The following is a 19,564-nucleotide window of genomic DNA, read 5'->3' as shown; positions in this document are numbered from 1 at the left end:
ATAGCCTAATTACCATGTGTATTGAATATTTGTCCAAATTATCATTTTATTCTTTATCCCGGCTTAAAATCATCGCTAAAATAGTATCTACTGTTTTTATAGGCAGGTCTTTGGATGGGTCTATGTACATCACCTTCATCCTTGCTCTTTTATCTGCTATAAGCAGTGGATGTTCAATAAGTTTGCCATCAACTATGCCCAGGTAGGGTTGGCCGTTTTTTTTATCTGTCCACAGGTAGCATAGGCGTTTCCCATTACATTTGTAAAAGGGCATTCCATATTGCCATACCTCAGTAATGCTATAGTTCTTGTATTGCAACAGGTAGTTCCTCAATGCCAGCAGGCAGCTTTGGGTAGGTTCAGGTTGTCGCAGAAAATATTGGTCAGCTTCCTTTATCATGCGTTATTCACTCTTACCGCAGTTACCATTTTGCATGGTACCTCATCAAAGTCTATCTTATGGGAGAAGATATGCACTTTTATTTGTTCGCCGTCTTTCTTTAAGTGCGTCCAATGGTTGTCGTCATAAAAACCACTTTTGTAGTCGCGGTTTACTGTATTCATTAATGCAGGTACATCACCCTTTGGGCGAATGTCCTTAATGGTCATAGAAAGAAATTCCTGTTCAGAATAACCATAATAAAATATTGCGGCACGATTCACAGCTACAAAAGCCAGGTCGGTCATGTTGTAGACCCACATAGGTAAGGGGTGATCTCTGAAGATGGTCATGTACTCATCTTTAGACCGTTGCAGTTCATTGAGGATCTTTTTTCGTTCGGTTGTATACTGCACGCACTTTTTGAATAGGGGGAGGGTGATCTCGTCTTTTATAAGGTAGTCCTGTGCACCTATAGTATCGCATTGTAGTGTTGCCTGCTCTTCATTATCAGAACACAGCAATATCACCGGGATCTTTGCAAACTGTTTTTTGAACGCCGCGCATTGTTTGGCCGTGCTTGTTTTTTCGAAATTGCTGCTGATGAATATTATAGAAGGGATCTGTTTGCTATTGATTACTGCACTAATGTCTTCCAGCTGAAAGATAATATCGGACGAATAGTTACACGCTACGGCAAACTTCCGCAGGCGCGCATACTCTGCATAATTGCTATTAATTATCCACACTGGTTTATTCATAGTCTTATTCGTGCTCGTCTAAGTTCATCACACAATGATGACCAAATTTACTATTAGCCCTCAATAAAAAGAGTTAAAAGTCAATTGATTACATAAATATTGCAATACGTTGCCTGTTGACAGTAGTTACAAGTCACTTTTTAGCATCTTAATCCTGCCAATTACGTAATAGGCTGCTATCCAACAGATAGAAACGAACATTAATACTTGTGTAGAATATGCGGAGTTTATTACCATAGAACTCATTGGTTCAACTTTAGAAACTGGTAACAAATTGGCACTAGAATCCATTGGGAGATAATAACCCAAAGTCAAATGAAGTTTCACTGAAAGAAACTGATTGAGGAGTAGTTCAACAATATAGGCGTATAATAGGAAAATAATAATTACCATGCCGCTACGTTTCAGAAATAATGATAAAGTAAGTGCTAGGCCAAAATAATTGAGTTCGAGAATAAAAACATAGAGTACATTAATGAAATTGTTGCAGATATCTGCAAATGATGAGCCCCCTGTTAATCCGAAAAATACGCCTTGTAGTAAAGCATAAAGAGTAACAATAAAACTCAATACAATGACAATTCCCCATTTGGCATGAAAGAACTGCTCTCGTTTCCAGCCATCTATGATATTTTGTCGGTGTGTTCTGAATTGAAATTCATTAGTTGTCAGGATAATAATGATCACAGAAAGTAATCCGGAAAAGACCTTTGTAATATAGCTTACTTTGTTCCACACACTTGAAAAAGAATAATCAGCCCCGAGTACACTTACTCCTTTTGCTCCTGCATTCATAATACCTGAAATAATGAAATAGTTGGTCAGAGCAATAAGTATCAGGAATAAGACAGAAATTACCCAGAAGGTGTTGTATTTCTTTACTTTAAGCCATTCTATTTGAAGTAGATTGAACATTTTTTTAGTTGTTAAATGGTTAATTGGGTAAATGATTAATTGGGGATTTTTTTTTGTGGTTCAGATGTATGCGACTAAATAATTAAGCGGTCTATCTACTACTTATTCGTCAGTTCCATAAACTTCGTCTCCAGGCTCTTCTTTCTGAGGCAAAGGTGAGACAGTACAATTCCTTTACTGATGCAGTACTCATTGATCTGCTTCGTCGTTACGTTTTCACTACAGGTTAACTGCAATACCTGGTCTATCTTGTTGATTCTGGTTACGCCGGGCATTGCTTTGAGCGTGGGCTCAAGTGTGTGCAGGTCACCGCCCATTACTTCTATCTGATCTTCACTTATCAATACTTCATTTACCGGCCCGGTCAAAAGCAGGTTGCCGCGTTTCAGTATGGCCACGTGCGTACATACCTTTTCTATTTCGTCCAGCAGGTGGCTGGCTATAATTATGGTTATGCCCTGTTTGCTCAGGTTACGGATCAGTTCTCTTATCTCTGCTATACCATTGGGGTCAAGGCCATTAGTAGGCTCATCCAGCACCAGTACTTTAGGGTTGTCGAGTAGGGCCGCACCAATAGCCAGGCGCTGCTTCATACCCAACGAATAGCTTTGGAATTTACTGTCCTTACGCTCTGTCAGTCCCACTATGCCCAATACTCGTAGCCTGTCGTCAATACCGCGTTGTTTCAACGCGGCAGATACCGCAAGGTTATCATATGCCGACATGTAGTGGTAGAAGTTAGGTGTTTCCAGCAAACAGCCTATCTGCCTGCGGGCTGCATCGGGTGCCATCCCGCCAAACCAGCGGTAGCTGCCACCGTCGGCTTGTAGTACATCCATGATAATGGCCAGTAGGGTGGTCTTGCCGCTGCCGTTAGGGCCAAGTACGCCAAATACACTGCCTTCCGGCACGTCGAACGAAACATTGTTCAGCGCCTTTATAGGCCCGTAAGATTTGGAGATATTCTTTATGGAGATGATTGGTTGCAAGGTGTTCAATAATTTTATCGAAAGTAGGTATTAATTTCTCTAAATTATATATGCATCACCGACTAGTTAGCGGCATTTACCGATAAAAATTAAGGCCCGGCATTATGCCGGGCCTTGTATGTATGGTTTCTTAGATTTTCAATAACACTTCAGCCTAATCGTTAAGCCATTAAGCAATCGAGCCATTCCTACTTCAGTGTCTCATCCAGCCACTTAAAGAATTCACGCTGCCATGCCAATGCATTTTGCGGGTGCAGTACCCAGTGATTTTCATTTGGTAGGTATAACAACTTAGCCTTGATGTTGCGCATTCTTGCTGCCTGGAATGCTTCCAATCCCTGCTCTGTAGGTACACGGAAATCAATTCCTCCCTGCACTATCATTATTGGTGTGTTCCACTTGTCAACAAAATTGCTCGGGTTGAATTTCTCATAGCTTACCGGTGTAGGTTCTTTCCAGTACGAACCGCCAATATCCCAGTTGGCAAACCACAATTCTTCGGTAGTACCATACCAACTCTTCAGGTCAAACAGACCATCATGAGCTATGAATGTCTTGAAACGATTGTTGTGCATGCCTGCCAGCATGTATACACTGTAGCCACCATAGCTGGCACCTACACAGCCCAGGCGGCTCTTATCTACATATGGTTCTTTGCTTATGTCGTCAATAGCAGACAGGTAATCCTGCATCGGCAGGCCGCCCCAGTCTTTGCTTATTTCTTCATTCCACTTTACACCCCAGCCCGGCATACCTCTGCGGTTTGGCGCAACTACTATATAACCCTGAGCTGCCATCAGCTGGAAATTCCAACGGAAGCTGTAGAACTGCGATAGTGCAGATTGCGGTCCGCCCTGGCAATACAAAAGGGTAGGGTACTTCTTTGCCGGATCAAAGTCTGGCGGGTAGATCACCCATACACCCATAGATGCATTGTCGATTGTATTTACCCGGCGCAGTTCTGTCTTGCTCATCAGCAGGTTCTGGTAGATCCTGTCATTCTCATGCGTCAGCTGTATCATGTCGCCATACTGTGGCTTCACTGCAAATATTTCTGTGGCATGGTTCATGTCGCAGCGGGTAACTACTATGTTATTGCCCGACTGGCCTACAATGCCGTTAACATCAAACTTGCCCTTGGTGAGCATGTTCACCGTTGCCTTATCACTTTCACGCTCAGGTACATTCAGTTCAAACAACTGTTCTGTGCCCTCGAACGGTGCATTGAAGTAGATCTTCATGTCGCCGTTTCCCCATATGAAGCCACCTACTGTACCATTCCAGTTTGCGGTCACGTTCTTCTTTTTCTTCTTCTCAACATCCATTATTATGATGTCGTTCTTATCTGCCTCATAGCCGTCGTGTGCCATGCTCAGCCATGCTATACGCTTACCGTCTTTGCTGAATGAAGGCGCCATGTCATAGCCATTCATGCCTGCACTCCAGTTGTCGGTCTTTGTAGTAGCTACATCATAATAGTATAGGTCTGTATTAGTGCTGGTAGCATAGTCTTTACCAAACTTCTTTTTGCTTACATATACAAAACCCTTGCTGTCGGGAGACCATACCAGGTCTTCTGCACCGCCAAATGGCTTCTGCGGACAGTCGAACTGCTGATCTTCCATTATATCGGTTACCTTGCCGGTTTCGATATTGGCTATGAAGATGTGCGAGAACTTACCGTCTTCCCAGGTATCCCAGTGGCGGTTATTGAGGTCGGTATATACCTTGGCAGTTGTGTTAGGTAGGTCGGGGTAAATGTCGGTACCCAACATTGGCTTCATCAGCACATCCTTTGAGAAGGCTACAAACTTACCGTTTGGTGATACCCATACATTTTCAGCATTCTGCAAGCCATTGTAAACTTCGGTCCATGAGTTACCTGCGTCCGTACTCTTATATAATATATTGTCGTAGTAAGAATACCACAGGTCGTCAAAACGTTGTGTTACTGTCTTACCTGCATCAGTGGTCCATTCTTTCTTGCTGCCATCTTCAATAGCTACGCGGTAATGGTGGCTGGTGCTTTTTTCAGTTTTCCAGTCGGTAGAGCGCGAAGAGTAGTAAAGGAACTTACCGTCAGTGCTCACAGCATCGGCCGATACTTTGCGCACGCTCAGTAGCATTTCGGGCGTCATACGCTCTTGTGCAAACGTGGTTGCCCCTATAAACAAGAATAAAGGAAGTAATGTTTTTTTCATATATGCTAATCGAAATTCAGAATAATGTGTGTAGTATATTATATCAAATGTAATAAGGAACGTTGATTAAATAAAGTATGCTAAGTTGGATAGTTGTTTTTCTTTTATGCAAGGTGCAAAATTTGCGAACATTCAGCTATACTTCGAATGGGTGGACAATTAGATCTCCCTCTCCTTTGGAGAGGGTTGGAGTGAGGCTAATGCATATTGCTATCTTTTATTCGGCACCTTGTCAGCAGCTTTTTTAGGCTCCGGCTTAGGTTCAAAATCTATAGTATTTTCCCATCCGGCCTTCAGCATTAATGATCCGCCTGTGTAAGGGATCACGTCTTCCGGCTGCACCTTTCTAAACAAATATCCCGCATCCCATTTCCCATTCCGATTACGGTCTTCTATGATCCTGAAATTGTATTTTGCGGGTCTCAGCCGGGTAAGGTCAATAACGGTATCGGTCACCTGCTTCTGGTAAATAGTGTCATTATCAGCGGTCACCTGTAGCACAAATGTTGCTCCCTTGTATTTGCCCGGTAGTCTGATACTGATCTTTCCGTAATCGTCTTCGTCCTTGGTTCTGAAAATATACTTTGCTGGAGGTGCTTCAGTGCCTGCTGTATCTTTAGCAAACCCCTTGGCTAGTTTCAATGTATATAGCACATTCTCCTTCCAGTTGACCGAAAGCTTCAAATTGTGTGGGTGCGTCGGGTCGGTTGCAAGGCGGTAATTTTCTGTCACGGCCACATCACTGCTGTCGTAGCTAAGCGTGATCTTATCTTTATTGATCACCGCTGTGCGTGAAAAGCTAACTACAATATCATTATTGATATCAAATGATTTCTTGTCTCTCGATGACGTATCGATCGGCAGGGAATAGCTGAAGCCTTCAGTTTTTGCTGTAACAGAGCCCGTTCTGTTATTAACTTTTGTAGTGGTGTCAACTTCTTTGATTGTTGTATCAACTTCTGTAAATAATTTCAGCTTTATGGGTGCACCTGTAGTATCGCCCGGTGTTACTGTCTGGTCCAGGAACGCTATCATTTCAGTTTCACCGTCATACATTCGGTTGTCATTGGCGTCTTTTACTGCATATATCTTAAAGGCCTTTTTAGGCAGTCCCTTAAACATAAAGTTGCCCGACTTGTCTATGTTGGTAATGTACTTCGGCGCATGTCTTACAATGGCACTATCGTTTTCTGAGGCACTATACAACATGATCAGTGTGCCACTAGTATCAGGCATACCAGTCGCAGCATTGATAACAGCCCCACCAAGTTGCAGCGAATCGAAATAAGCGCCCGTGCTGAACACGTAAGTAAATGCAGGGTAGGGGTTATTCTCGTGCAGGTCGCGGATGGCATTATTAAATGATATACGATAGGTCGTATTTTCTTCCAGTAGTGAGTCGGCTATTTTTACAATTACCTTTTTGTTGGTATTAGTGACTACAGGCTGTATCGACAACAGCGGAGATATCTGCACTTCCTTGGCCGCATCGGCAAGGGTTATATACTCGTCGAACGTGAGCTCTATTTTCTTTACACGCGTGTTCCTTAATGAGTCTGCCGGAGATATGGTTAGTCTTTTAGGGGCAGTAACATCCTTTTTCCCACCGGTTGGTGTGGTTATGTTGGCACAGCCCACTGCGGTCAAAACAGAGATACCCAATAAATAATGAAGAAAACGATTGTTCATTTGCGCGCCAAAAATAATGAAAAAACAAGGGCGCAGCCGGCAATTTATTTTAATAGTAACAAGGCTTTGGGATAACAAGTGCTCAATACCACCCGGTTTGTCCGTTAGCCTGCTCTATAAGTTGGTCTATAACATGGCAATTGCTATCCAGTTCCCGACATTTATTGAAATTCGCCAGTGCTTCTTCTGTTTTGCCTGTGTCCATATAATAAATCCCCAGACTTCTATATACATATGGTTCGTTAGGGCTAATTTCCTTTGCCCTGTTTATATCGTCTAGTCCGGCAACAGTATCCGCAAGCTTTATTTTGGCCAGCCCTACATTGGCAAGCGTGTACGCAAGGTGTTCTGGTGCATTCAGGCATTTGTTGTAGTCTGCAATCGCATCCCCGTAATCTCCTCTAGACAGATGGCAGAAAGCCTGGTTAAGAATGGCTGAGACATTTGCCGGATCAATGGAAATGGCTCTGTCAAAGGCTTCGAAAGCTTCTTCTATCCTGTGATGTACAGCAAATAACAACCCCATAGAATTATGTTCCCCACTTGTAAGCTGCGTGTTGGGTACTGCCATTTCATAAAATATCATCATCTTACCATATTCCCCTGCCAGCTGTGCGCTTATAAGCGCCTTCCTGTATATTTCTACATAACTGATCTTTGGCTTAAATACCGGCTCTATCAGTTCAAGTGCTTGCACATACTGCTTATGCTCGTTGAATTGGTTATAAAGGGGAATGATTTTTTGGTATCGCTGCCAGTTAAGTAGTTTTAATATTGTAAAGCCATCATTATATGCAATACTGCCACTATGTAATTTGAAAGCTTTTCTTATTGGTATAAGATTCGCAAACAAGTCCGATATTGCTGATGCCGCTAATGCAATAATGCCTATTCTCAAAATATCCTGGGCTTGGAACAACACTACGCTGCCTAGAACGGCAGTAGCAGTTACGAGGCTGGCTAATGGTCCGCAAGCCAGAAAGATGATCCTATTCCTTGTCGATATATCCTTTGCTGCAGGAATGCAGAGCCCTTGACTAAAAGACAATAAGCTGGGGCAATAGAATACCTCCAGTTTGCCTAGAGGTATTCTGAAACTCTTTTCTTTATTGCCATATGACCCAATAAAAACAGAGACCTTATCTTTTGTTAGAATCCGGGCAGCAACTGCGTGACCAAGCTCATGTAATAGCAAGGTTATCGGCCTTGCCAGAACGAAGAACGAAAAGAATTGCAGCGGATAGGATGTAATATAATAGTACAGAATTGTGGTTTTTGATCCTGTAAATTTACCGAAACAAACACAACATCACCCGCCAACCCTTTACAATTATAAATGTTTGAGTTTTCTTTTTTCTTTTTCTCTTTATACTATACCTTTGCCTCTCTGGCAGGTCTTATACGGTCAGCTCCTACTGAATCCCCCAGGACAGGAATGTAGCAAGGGTAGGTGGTCGTAGCGGCGCGATGTGAGTAATCTGCCAGTTTTTTTATGCCCCTACCTTAAACTTTTTGGTAAATTTTAATCAAAAGTTAATAAACATACTCCCTCATAAGCTTCGATAAACCCAATTGTCGATTTATTGTCGTATAATCTTGTATTTGATACAACATATTCCATTTCCTGTTAACTTCACGGCGCTTAATGTAAAATTATTTAATCAATAACCTAATGTTCAAGAAGTTTTCAATCGTATTGACAGCTATGTTCTGTCTGGCTAAGGCAGGAATAGCACAGGAAATGAAGCCGTGCATGACGGATGAAATGTATTGGGAGACTGTAAAGAAGTATCCGCAGATACTGGAGTACGAAAAGCAATTTGAAGAACAGATGACAGCGGTTTATGCCAACGGACTGCCGGGTGTTGGTGCAAAGACCACATTAAGCCCGTTCGATACTACTATGTTCGACGTGCCATTGGTAGTACATATTGTTCACGACTACGGTGCAGAGTATTTGCCCGATAATGATGTCTACGAAGCAGTTAAGTACTGGGCTGTAGTGTTCCTGGCGCAGAATGCCGATACTGCTAATGTTATTGATCCATTCAAAAAATACGTGGGTAATCCGCGCATCAGGTTGCACCTGGCTACTATCGATCCTAACGGTAATCCTACCAAGGGTGTGGTGCATGAGCACTCTTACCTTACCGGTAATGCCAATGATCAGGCTAAGTACAATCCATGGCCTAATAATAAGTATATCAACCTATGGTTCATCAATACATTTGGTGCTGCCTCTACAGGCGCCGCGGCTTATGCCTACTATCCTGCTTCTGCCGCCGGTATGCCTTATTACGATGGTGTGATCGGCCTGTACACTTACATTAATTATGCCAAAGCTATTCCCCATGAGTTGGGTCACGTATTGAACCTGCAGCACGTATGGGGCAATACCAATGCACCTGACGTGGCTTGCGGAGATGACCAGGTTTGGGATACCCCTCCTACAAAAGGCCATAATCCAGTAGGTTGCACTGCCGCTGCATTGTATGACGTTACCTGCGCTACCGGTTACACACATGCCTATACTTCTATTTCCGGTCTGCCCGATTCAGTAGTTAACTTCCCCGATACTACCAATGCGCAGAACATAATGGACTACACTTATTGCCAGGATATGTTTACCAAGGGCCAGTGCGATCGTATGCGCAATGCCCTTACCTCCGGTACTGCCGGCAGAAACAACCTTATAACAGCCGCTAACCTGGCTGCAACCGGTGCGCTTGCACCTATGCCTGATCTGCCTCCTGTAGCCGATTTCTCTGTTGAAAGAGCAACGGGATCAGGTATCATCACTGATGCCCGTACTGTTTTTCTTACGCCTGCCAGTGGAGCTAACTTCAATTTCAAAAACAGGAGCTGGAATGATACTATCTCAGCTGTCAACTGGACATTCTCTAATGGTGCTACCACGCCTACATCTACTTCTACAACTTCTGTATTGAACAGGTTCACTACTACCGGTTGGGTTACAGTTACTTTGGCTGCTACGTCTAATGCTGGTACTACAACTCTGGTAAACGATCATGCTGTTTATGTTGCAGATACTACTCCCGTTGGTGGTTTCGGCTACAACCAGTCTTTCAGTAACTCCGCCGATGTAGCCAACTGGCCTGCATTCAACTACTTCGAAAATCAGTATAAGTGGGGTCAATTTACAGGTGCAAGTAACGACGGCGACAATGGCTGTATGCGCTTCAGATCTTATGACACCACACAGAAGAGGTCAGCAACACCATTGGGTGATCATGATGACTTGTGCACGCCTGCATTTAACCTTGCCGGCATGACAGGCCCGGTTTATCTTAATTTCAATTCTGCTGCTGCCGCTGCTAATTCCGGAAGCATTTCTGGTCCGGTGGGCGATTCTCTGGAGATCCATGTAACAATTAATGGCGGACAGAGATGGAATAAAATAATTGGCTACAAACGGGGTACTTTGGTAAACAATGGTACAAAATCATCTGAATTTGTACCGGGTGGTACCGCCACATGGACTGCGCGCGGCGTGGCCATTCCTGCTGCTTACCTTAATGCTAATACATATTTCAGGTTCAGGTACTGGCCCGGAAATGTTGGTAACAACTTCTACATGGATGGTTTCAAAATTTCAGGTTTCCCTGCAGATGTAGCGGAGATCGCTAATTCTGGCATGCCTTTGACTATCTTCCCCAATCCTACCAACAATGGCTGCAATCTTGTATTCAAAACAGGTAACGAAAATGCAGTGCATATCTCTATCAAGGATATCACAGGTAGGGTAGTATATCAGTCAACCGAATTATATGCGCCTAACTCTGCTGTTCAGCAGCCAATCGGCCGCGATCTTACTCCTACAGCAGGTATCTATTTCGTATCTGTGGTAATTGATGGTAACGTAACTACTCAGAAATTGGTAGTTTATTAATATAATATCAGATTGTATATTTCTGGCGGCAAAAGGACATTTCCTTTTGCCGCTTTTTAATTCAGCTCATTTAATTGTAATATTTGGCTTTTTCTGTAGATAATTCGGGTAATATTTATAATTATAACACAGGAATTTCATTAACTTTACGCCGCCTGTTAGGATAATTGATGAAAATTTCTCCTTTTGTTACGTAAAATTTAACACCGGACGTTTTTTTTAGAAAATTATTTTTGATAAAGCCCAAGATTTCAGGTAAATATTTCGTCTTATTTGTGTGAGCTGTTATTTTCAACAGCCTACTTATTATTTGAAGTGTTGCTGAATTATTGGATCAACGATTTATTAACCTCTGAATTTTATAATTTTTGACAATGAAAAAAACTACTTCTCTTCTATTGCTGTCAGCGTCGCTTCTATCAGGCACTGCTTTTGCACAGCAAAAGTGTGCTACAGATGAGTTGCACAAGCAATATATTAAAGAAACCCCTGCGCTGGCAGACCGTGAAAGAGAATTTAATGAGCAGATCAGCCGCACATTAAGTCATCTCGATGTACGTGCGCTTCACCGCACTACTACCGTAGACGATACCATTATCGACATTCCGGTGGCAGTACACATTCAGCACAGTTATATTACTTCAGACTTCATAACTGATGACGCGGTATACAACCTTATCAAAAGAATGAATAATACTTATTCATTGAACTATGATACTTCTTCTGTTATCAAGCCATTTAAGAAATTTGTAGGTAAGGCAAATATTCGCTTTCATCTGGCTACAAAAGACCCATTGGGTCAGGCCACAACTGGTATCACCCGCAGGTTTAGCTACCTTACAATGGGTGGTGACAACCAGGTTAAGATGGATCAGTGGTCTCCTTTGAACTATTACAATATCTGGTTCGAGAATACAATTGGTATGGCAATAGCCGGTGGTACCGTATTGGCTTACGCTCAGTTCCCTACCGACTTCGATGCCCGTTCTTTTTATGATGGTGTAATATGTGCCGCTCCTTTTATTGGTGATGGTACTACTATGGAGCATGAAACAGGTCACTACTTTAGCCTTTACCACCCGTGGAATAGCAGCGGTGCAGCATGCGGCACCCCGGGTGCATGTGGCGATGATGAGGTTGATGATACCCCGCCAACGATCGGTCACCCAAGTGGCTGTGCATTGTATGATACAGCTTGCGCGTTCAATTATTTTAAGATCTATCTTGACTCTGTGGGTACGCCTACACTTGTTAACTATCCTGATACTACAAATACGCAGAACCTTATGGACTATGCTGACTGTGAGTTGATGTTTACAAAGGGGCAGGTTGATCGTATGCGTGCATGTCTGAAAACCGATATTCACCGCCATAATCTGTATGATACTTTCAATCTGAGGATCACAGGTGCTATGGATGCAAGACCTGATCTGACTCCAATACCTGAGTTCTTCCCTACAAACCCTTCTGCTGCAGGTAAGTTCCAGTATTTCACTTGCCCTGGTACGCCGCTTAAGTTTTCTAACAGAACATGGCGCGATACGGTTACTAACCTTACCATGACTTTCAGCAACGGTGCATCTACACCTACTTATACAGTTGCTAATCCAAATTATAATTCTTCAGTAACCAATTCATTTACCGATCAGGGTTGGGTAAATATCTCTATGGCTGCCACCGGTAACCATTCTGGTACCAACACAGTCGCGTTTACCAACTCTATTTATGTTGCTGACGCAAACGCTTTCCAGCCGGAGAATGTTGTAGCAGAATTCAATCCGGCTGAAGATCTGGCTAAATGGCCTACTTTCAATTATTATAACAACGAATTCAAATGGCAGCATGCAGGTGTTGGTTTCTACGACAACCACTCTATGATGTATGCAGGTTTCGATTCTCGTGTTAATCCAACTCTTGGCGTTTATCCGGTTACTGGAACACCAAAAGGTGACTTCGATGATTTCTTCAGTGTTCCGGTTGACCTTTCAGGTATGGCTACAGGTCCTTGCAACATGAACTTCTTTACATCAGGTGCTTCACGTTCTAGCAATTCATTTGACATTACTGATACAATGATCATCTATTATTCTACTGATCATGCTAAGACTTGGGTTCCTTTAACAACATTGGCTAAGGGCGACCTGCTTAACAAGGGCGCAACGTACCTGCCTTACGTTCCTACCTCTAATGCTGACTGGGTTGCTAAAACAATCAACATCCCTACAGCTGCACGTGGTTCTTATGTAGTTTTCCGTTTCCGTTACCAGCCGGGTGTTGACCACAATGGCTACCTGGTGAGTACTGGTAATAACTTCTACATGGACAGGTTGAGCTTCGGCAAATACCCGGCTGGTGTTAATGACGTATCTATGGGTAACGTAGATGTAGCTATCGTTCCTAACCCTACCAACAGCAATGCTTTTGTAGTAGTTAAGGATGCAAACAATAATACAGCACACGTTATCGTATCAGACATCGCTGGTAAGGTTATCTACACTGTCGATCAGCAGATCGTTGGTAACGAAGCACGCATAGAGATCCCACAAACTGCATTGCAGGCAAAGGGAATCTACATGGTACAGACTACCACTGGCATCCAAACCAAGACTCAGAAGTTGGTGGTGTATTGATAGTGATATTAATAGTGCATTAAAATATAATATAATAAGGGCGGGTCGCATTTGCGGCTCGCCCTTATTATATCGACCATCAATCCCTGCACTGGTCGAAGCATCCACTACCCCCCCCCCCCCCACATCTGCCGCTGTTGTATCTCCCGACCAACAGCCATCGGGATGTATTCGTTTTGTACGTACCAACAACCCCCACATCTGCCGCTTTAGCGTCTTCCGACCAACAGCTAGGCTTAAAGTGCCCCCACGTCCTTATAATTCGTAATTTCATACAAGCGTAAAGTCTATACAATGATGAGACCAGTAGATGAATTTGGCAAACTGCTTATGGAACATGTGCGTGATGATGCGATCCACGAGATGGACAATCAACTTTTGTTGAGAGGGAAAAATTCTTGGGCGGAACGCATGAAAGCGGCACGTGATACAGACCCCGAATTTTTTTTGAAGATGGTGGTTATGGATACTGTGGACGAGACCATTTTTAGATTGTTGTTAGCTATTGGCAACGAACATATAAAATTGTCTTTTGAAACGGAAAATGGCACAGTGCATAAACTTACAGGAGACGGCGAACTACATGGCTGGCCAATGGGGAAGGAGGGATGGATTGCCGAATTTTCTAAAGAAAGATTCATCGATGACTTTGCAGATTAATGTTAATGTAAGGTGATGTCTCGATTGCTCAAAAAAAAGCCGGAAAGCTGTTCCCAACTTTCCGGCTTTAAAATATTAATTAAGCAGAACTATCTACTATGTACTAACGACTATCTACTACAGCCCCCTCTTCACATTCGCAATATCCTGCAACCTCTTCTCAGCCATCTTCATAGCTGCCAGCTGATTGTGGATATTTTCTGTTTCAGCCATTTTAAAGTTCTCCAGCGTACGATCGTAGATCTTAGATACAATAGCAATTGCACGATCACGGTTGTAACCTTCCAGTTCTACGCTTATGTTGATGATACCACCCGCATTGATCAGGAAGTCAGGAACATAAGTGATACCCTTAGCTACCAGCATCGGACCGTGTACATTCTCGTCAGCCAACTGGTTGTTGGCTGCACCTGCTATTATAGCACACTTCATTTTGTTGATGCTGTCGGTATTTACGCTTGCACCCAATGCGCATGGAGCATAAATGTCAAACTCAGTATCAAATATCTTATCGTTGCTCAATACCTCTACACCACTGTGCTTATCCGTTACCTTCTTTATGTTGCTTTCGTTAATATCGCTCAGGTATACCTTGCCACCTTCTTCTATGATATGGTCTATCAAAGTACGGCCTACATTGCCCGCACCCTGCACCAATACTTTCTTACCAGCCAGGCTATCACTGCCGTATACTTTCTTACAAGCAGCCTTCATACCTACATACACACCATACGCAGTAATAGGAGAAGGATCGCCGCTGCCACCCAGGTATTCAGGAACACCGGTAACATGTTTTGTTTCCATGCTGATGTATTCCATATCCTTTGAAGAAGTATTTACATCTTCAGCAGTTATATACTTACCGCCCAGGTTGTTCACAAAGCGGCCGTAACGACGCCAGTAAGCTTCGTTCTTCAACTTCGATGCATCACCGATCAATACAGCTTTACCACCACCCAGGTTCAGTCCGCTGATGGCAGACTTGTAGGTCATACCACGACTCAGGCGAAGCGCATCTATAACCGCTTCTTCATGACTGTTATAATTCCACAGGCGCGTACCACCCAACGATGGGCCCAGTGTAGTATTATGTATAGCTATTATAGCATTAAGGCCGGTATTAGGGTCTGTGCAGAACATTACCTGTTCGTGACCCATGGCATTCATTGTGTCTATTACTGATTGCTGCATATTGTTCTTTTAGCGACCGCAAACCTAATTAAATTTGTTTGGATAGTAAATTCCCGATTGTTGTTTTATTGGGTAAATGTTTATAATCAGTTGACCCGATAAGTTTTAACTATTCATATTTGTGCTATGAATGTTGTTTTTAAAATTATTCCCTATCTTTATTCCATAAAATTCAAACAAAATGAAAAAAATCACATTATTAGTTGTTGCTGCTACTATGCTTGCCGGTTCTGCTATGGCTCAGGAAAAAGCTTGTTGCAAGAAGAAAGGCGAAAAATGCGCTAAGGAATCAGCTGCATGCTGCAAGAAAGGTGGCGAAAAGAAAGCTGAAACTAAGAAAGAAGACAAACCAGCTAAGTAATTCTTACTTAAACATTTTTGAAAAGACCGGCACCTCAAATGCCGGTCTTTTTTTATACGTATTCGCTGCTATTTCATGCTTCATTTATCGGCCATTAGATTTGACAACTTTCTAAAAAGTTGTCAAATCTGTTAGAGCGAATTTAAATAGCTAATGTCACAAGCCCTGAAAGTGCGCAATAAATAGCGATGGGCTTCAATTGAGCCATTCAGCCATTAAGTTATTGAGCCATCAGAAAATGCCATTCCCCCAAACGGGTGATTTCTTTTTCCCTTTTTGAATAAACCTTCAGAAGGGTTAATTTCACACACTCGATGAAATTACCCATACATATGATCAGGATGAGCTACATTATTGCATTGATATGCGGTATGTGTGCTACTACATTATCATATGCCCAGCGCTACTCCTTTCACAATCTCAATGTAGACGAAGGGCTGGTGCAATCTCAGGCCTTATGCCTTACGCAAGACAGAACCGGTAATCTCTGGATAGGTACAATGGGAGGATTATCCCGCTACGATGGCAAGACCTTCACCAACTACAACATGCATAATGGCCTGCTTAGTAGCACGGTCAACGCTTTAGCTACTGACAAGACGGGCAACATATGGATAGGCACACAGAAAGGGCTGTCTAAATTCAATGGCAGAACGTTCGAGCATTTCTCCATCCCTAAGCAAACGGAGCATACGTTTACTGCGCCGGTAAGCAACAGCCAGCAGATAAACGTAATCAATGATACCGTGTGGTGGCGGGCCGCTGGCGATGTCTATTATATCAATGCCGGTAAGATCAAATATTTCAACACGCCCGGTGGCGATAAGCAAATCACTTCAATGCTGGCAGAGTCGGGTAGCTTGTGGGTAGCCAAGAGCGATACGCTATATCATTTCTCCAATAATAAATGGGAAACTTATACCTTCCTGTTGCCTCCCGATCAGAAGTCGCCGTCCATCAACCGTATTTATAAAGACCGCAATGATGCTATCTGGCTGGGTACCGGTATGGGGTTGTATTCAGTTGCGGAAAAGCATATCACTCCTTACATGCTCAACGGACAACCGTTTAATTATGTGTCGGTAAAGGCCATTACACAGGATAAGTCAGGCGCCTTATGGTTGGGCACCGGTGTTGGGGTTATGAAGCTATCGGGCAATATGCTGCAGGTATACAATAAGAAAAACGGGCTCAGCGATAACGGGTTCTTTGATGTACTTACAGATGCTGAAGGCAATATCTGGATGGCTTCCGACGGGCAGGGTGTTTTCCGTTTCTCGGGTACTTTATTTACCTCGCTCGATGAGACCATGGGCCTGCCTAGCGCGCAAATCATGGCCATTGCCACCAACAAACGCGACTCTCTGTTTTTAGGCACTTACGAGGCCGGACTATTCATTTTTAATGGCGGTAAAGTAAGCCCGCGTTCCTTGCCGGGCGAGGGTATTACTGCTATCACCTCCCTCTGCTATGCTCACGATCAGAAGTTGTGGATAGGTACCCGCGACAGAGGCCTGTTTGAATATGATCACGAAACCTTCCGGCAGTATAGTGCACCACAGCACCACTTCCCTTCTTCAACAGTTTCCAGAGTATATGAAGATGCAGAGAACAGGTTATGGATCGGCTTCGGTAATGGTATGCTTATTTATGAGCATGACAGTTTCAGAACGGTGAACGTAAAAAATAATTTGCACGTCGTTTCCTTTCTGTCCATTGGTGCCGATAGTGTGTTGATAGCTACTGAAAAAGACGGTTTGTTCCTTCATAACCAGGATATAGTATCACCATTCCTTACAGGTACTATTGCCGATAGTTCTAATATCAACTGCATGATCCTGCGTGGCTCAGACCTGTGGATGGGTAGCGCAGATAATGGAGCAATAAGGTATAACCTGTCCACTCGCAAAGCGCTTGTGGTCAACAAGTCCAATGGGCTGCGGTCAGATTTCGTCTATAATATCATAGACGATAGCGACGGCAATATTTGGGTGGGCACGGGCTTTGGTATACATAAGATAATGATGAATGCCACAGGGGTAGCCCAGGTTACTTTCTTCGGCAAGGCACAGGGTGTTACCGGCATGGAGAGTAATATCAATGCCGTGTTGAAGTTGAAGGACGGCAGCATTTGGTTTGGCACTACCAATGGAGCGGTACATTATCAGCCTCATTCATCAGTCATTTCCTCAGCTCCCGCAAGTATTGTTATGCAATCGGTAAAGCTGGCGGGTGAAGCAAGCATAGATCCGAGCTATTACGATAGCCTTGATCAGTGGTATGGTGTACCGGTCAATCTGCACCTGCCGTACAAAAAGAACAACATAACCTTCACCTTCCAGGCCATAACCCTCAGCGGTGCCGAGCAAGTGCTGTATCGCTATCGTATGGAGGGTATAGACGCTCCGTGGTCTGAATGGTCGGCCACCAACACCGTTACCTATTCTGCATTACCTCCCGGCAGGTATGTTTTTTATGTGCAATCGGTAGGATCAGATGGAGAGACACATCCGCAACTGGCCTATGCATTTGAGATCATCACGCCATATCACAAAACATGGTGGTTCAGGGTGGGTATATTGGTGGCTTGTATCCTCATAGGTATACTGCTGCAGTCTATCTACAACAAGCGCAATCAGCGCCGCCAGAAGCTGTTGGCCAAACTCAGGGCAGAAGAACAATCCAAGATACGACTACGTACCGCTGAAGATTTTCATGATGAGATAGGTAACAAACTGACCCGCATCAACGTGCTCACCAACGTACTGAAAAGTAAGGTAGAGCCAACCCCCGATGTTACCCGTATACTCGGACAGATAGAAGAGAATACATCATTACTCTATGGTGGTACCCGCGATATTCTATGGTCGCTAAAACCATCAAACGACAACCTCTACGAGATATTGGTGCGCATACAAGACTTTGGCGGTGAACTGCTACAGGATACCAACGTGAACTTCTCAGTAACCGGCATAGAAGAAAAGTGGCGCAATTATCGCCTGCCAATGGACATGAGCCGCAACCTTATCATGATCTTTAAGGAAGCGCTCAACAATGCCCTTAAATACTCTAAGGCCCGCAACATCACCCTCGATGTGAGCATGAAAAAGCGTGATGTGCTGCAGATGATCCTCAAAGATGACGGTCTCGGTTTTGATCCCAAAGCAGTAAAAAAAGGCAACGGCATCAACAATATGCAGATCCGTGCCGGCCGCCTCAATGGCCGCCTCTACTTCGATTCCTTCTACGGCAAAGGCACCATCATCAGCCTTACGTTCAGGATACCTAGGAATAAGTAGGGTGGTTGCAACCTGACGAAAATACTCGTTATGCTGGTCATTGCGAGCCCTTCGCGAAGCAATCTCACATCGGGATGCTTGCACAGAATTTAAACAGACCACAAAACGAATACCTCCCGTGCGAATGTCGCGGTTCGAGAGCCTCACGGTGACATTCGGGTATTCTTATTCTGAAAAGTGGAAGTTTTTTCGTGCTTACGGAAATTTTGTTTTGGAGGTGTCGGCTGTAGTGTGCTGTGGGTAGGTTTTGAAGGTGTTAACAAATTTCCAAAAACTTCCACTTTCTTCCGTTTTTCTTCCACTTTTTAGTCCCGATATTGGTTTGCCTCGTCACTAAATAGGTTTACATGTTGGTTTTTTCAGCGGGTCATTGGCAGGCACGAAGCAATCTCACGTCGGGTAGTTTGCCAGATTTGTCTAGTTACAACAAGCACAAAACGAGTACGTCCTTACGTGAGATTGCTTCGCGAAGGGCTCGCAATGAACTGTGTTTATAAACAAGTATTTTGTAAATAATTTTTCTCAAAAATTGCTTCTTTTGTCGCAATAGCAAATGCTTGTTTGAGCAGCTTATTGACT

General features: G+C 43.5%; 13 protein-coding genes and 1 other RNA gene. 6 read left to right on the top strand and 8 right to left on the bottom strand.

Going from position 1 to position 19,564, the window contains the following annotated elements; translation table 11 throughout:
* Positions 1-46 precede the first annotated feature (46 nt).
* The 7 genes from CJD36_RS21710 to CJD36_RS21680 all read right to left on the bottom strand — a co-directional run bounded on the left by CJD36_RS21710 (position 47) and on the right by CJD36_RS21680 (position 8,129).
* The gene (locus CJD36_RS21710) at positions 47-400 is read right to left on the bottom strand and encodes a DUF1801 domain-containing protein (protein WP_105041315.1); all 354 of its coding nucleotides are present in this window, start codon (positions 398-400) and stop codon (positions 47-49) included.
* Positions 397-1,140 carry a PAS domain S-box protein gene (locus tag CJD36_RS21705; protein WP_105041314.1) on the bottom strand — a complete coding sequence of 248 codons (744 nt, stop codon included), beginning with the start codon at positions 1,138-1,140 and terminating at the stop codon, positions 397-399. Before CJD36_RS21705 ends, CJD36_RS21710 begins: the two co-directional genes overlap by 4 nt.
* Before the next feature lie 126 nt (positions 1,141-1,266).
* Entirely contained in the window at positions 1,267-2,055 is a 789-nt protein-coding gene (locus tag CJD36_RS21700; RefSeq protein ID WP_105041313.1) for an ABC transporter permease, read from the bottom strand.
* A 98-nt stretch (positions 2,056-2,153) separates the two neighbouring features.
* Positions 2,154-3,044 carry an ABC transporter ATP-binding protein gene (locus tag CJD36_RS21695; RefSeq protein WP_105041365.1) on the bottom strand — a complete coding sequence of 297 codons (891 nt, stop codon included), beginning with the start codon at positions 3,042-3,044 and terminating at the stop codon, positions 2,154-2,156.
* Between the two features lie 188 nt (positions 3,045-3,232).
* On the bottom strand, positions 3,233-5,245 hold the full coding sequence (locus CJD36_RS21690; RefSeq protein ID WP_105041312.1) for an alpha/beta hydrolase family protein: 2,013 nt from the start codon (positions 5,243-5,245) through the stop codon (positions 3,233-3,235).
* 210 nt (positions 5,246-5,455) lie between these two features.
* Positions 5,456-6,934 carry an Ig-like domain-containing protein gene (locus CJD36_RS21685; RefSeq protein ID WP_105041311.1) on the bottom strand — a complete coding sequence of 493 codons (1,479 nt, stop codon included), beginning with the start codon at positions 6,932-6,934 and terminating at the stop codon, positions 5,456-5,458.
* 82 nt (positions 6,935-7,016) lie between these two features.
* Positions 7,017-8,129, bottom strand: a complete 1,113-nt coding sequence (locus CJD36_RS21680; RefSeq protein ID WP_105041310.1) for a hypothetical protein — start codon at positions 8,127-8,129, stop codon at positions 7,017-7,019.
* Between the two features lie 193 nt (positions 8,130-8,322).
* Here CJD36_RS21680 and ffs point away from each other — a divergent pair.
* From ffs to CJD36_RS21660, 4 genes are all read left to right on the top strand, one after another.
* Positions 8,323-8,421, top strand: an RNA gene (gene ffs / locus CJD36_RS21675) — signal recognition particle sRNA small type.
* A 185-nt stretch (positions 8,422-8,606) separates the two neighbouring features.
* Entirely contained in the window at positions 8,607-10,844 is a 2,238-nt protein-coding gene (locus CJD36_RS21670; protein ID WP_105041309.1) for a zinc-dependent metalloprotease, read from the top strand.
* 374 nt (positions 10,845-11,218) lie between these two features.
* Positions 11,219-13,474 carry a M43 family zinc metalloprotease gene (locus CJD36_RS21665; protein ID WP_105041308.1) on the top strand — a complete coding sequence of 752 codons (2,256 nt, stop codon included), beginning with the start codon at positions 11,219-11,221 and terminating at the stop codon, positions 13,472-13,474.
* Between the two features lie 294 nt (positions 13,475-13,768).
* Complete coding sequence (locus CJD36_RS21660; protein ID WP_105041307.1) at positions 13,769-14,134, top strand: hypothetical protein; 366 nt, start codon at positions 13,769-13,771, stop codon at positions 14,132-14,134.
* Positions 14,135-14,251: 117 nt separating this feature from the next.
* Here the strand turns inward: CJD36_RS21660 and CJD36_RS21655 are convergent, their stop codons facing one another.
* Positions 14,252-15,325 carry a Glu/Leu/Phe/Val family dehydrogenase gene (locus CJD36_RS21655; RefSeq protein ID WP_105041306.1) on the bottom strand — a complete coding sequence of 358 codons (1,074 nt, stop codon included), beginning with the start codon at positions 15,323-15,325 and terminating at the stop codon, positions 14,252-14,254.
* A 181-nt stretch (positions 15,326-15,506) separates the two neighbouring features.
* Between CJD36_RS21655 and CJD36_RS21650 the strand changes: the two genes are divergently transcribed.
* Both CJD36_RS21650 and CJD36_RS21645 read left to right on the top strand, forming a co-directional pair.
* Complete coding sequence (locus tag CJD36_RS21650) at positions 15,507-15,686, top strand: hypothetical protein (RefSeq protein WP_105041305.1); 180 nt, start codon at positions 15,507-15,509, stop codon at positions 15,684-15,686.
* 341 nt (positions 15,687-16,027) lie between these two features.
* A complete protein-coding gene (locus tag CJD36_RS21645) occupies positions 16,028-18,985 on the top strand; it encodes a ligand-binding sensor domain-containing protein (protein WP_161499416.1) in 2,958 nt (985 codons plus the stop codon).
* The last annotated feature ends 579 nt before the right edge of the window (positions 18,986-19,564 follow it).

It is taken from the genome of Flavipsychrobacter stenotrophus, assembly GCF_002954265.1.
GTDB classification, from domain to species: domain Bacteria; phylum Bacteroidota; class Bacteroidia; order Chitinophagales; family Chitinophagaceae; genus Flavipsychrobacter; species Flavipsychrobacter stenotrophus.
This window is presented reverse-complemented; position numbering and strand designations above follow the sequence as displayed.

Coding starts and splice junctions, on each gene's coding strand:
- CJD36_RS21655 (WP_105041306.1), bottom strand. CDS start 15,325: ATGCAGCAATCAGTAATAGACACAATGAATGCCATGGGTCACGAACAG.
- CJD36_RS21660 (WP_105041307.1), top strand. CDS start 13,769: ATGATGAGACCAGTAGATGAATTTGGCAAACTGCTTATGGAACATGTG.
- CJD36_RS21685 (WP_105041311.1), bottom strand. CDS start 6,934: ATGAACAATCGTTTTCTTCATTATTTATTGGGTATCTCTGTTTTGACC.
- CJD36_RS21650 (WP_105041305.1), top strand. CDS start 15,507: ATGAAAAAAATCACATTATTAGTTGTTGCTGCTACTATGCTTGCCGGT.
- CJD36_RS21645 (WP_161499416.1), top strand. CDS start 16,028: ATGAGCTACATTATTGCATTGATATGCGGTATGTGTGCTACTACATTA.
- CJD36_RS21690 (WP_105041312.1), bottom strand. CDS start 5,245: ATGAAAAAAACATTACTTCCTTTATTCTTGTTTATAGGGGCAACCACG.
- CJD36_RS21670 (WP_105041309.1), top strand. CDS start 8,607: ATGTTCAAGAAGTTTTCAATCGTATTGACAGCTATGTTCTGTCTGGCT.
- CJD36_RS21700 (WP_105041313.1), bottom strand. CDS start 2,055: ATGTTCAATCTACTTCAAATAGAATGGCTTAAAGTAAAGAAATACAAC.
- CJD36_RS21665 (WP_105041308.1), top strand. CDS start 11,219: ATGAAAAAAACTACTTCTCTTCTATTGCTGTCAGCGTCGCTTCTATCA.
- CJD36_RS21705 (WP_105041314.1), bottom strand. CDS start 1,140: ATGAATAAACCAGTGTGGATAATTAATAGCAATTATGCAGAGTATGCG.
- CJD36_RS21710 (WP_105041315.1), bottom strand. CDS start 400: ATGATAAAGGAAGCTGACCAATATTTTCTGCGACAACCTGAACCTACC.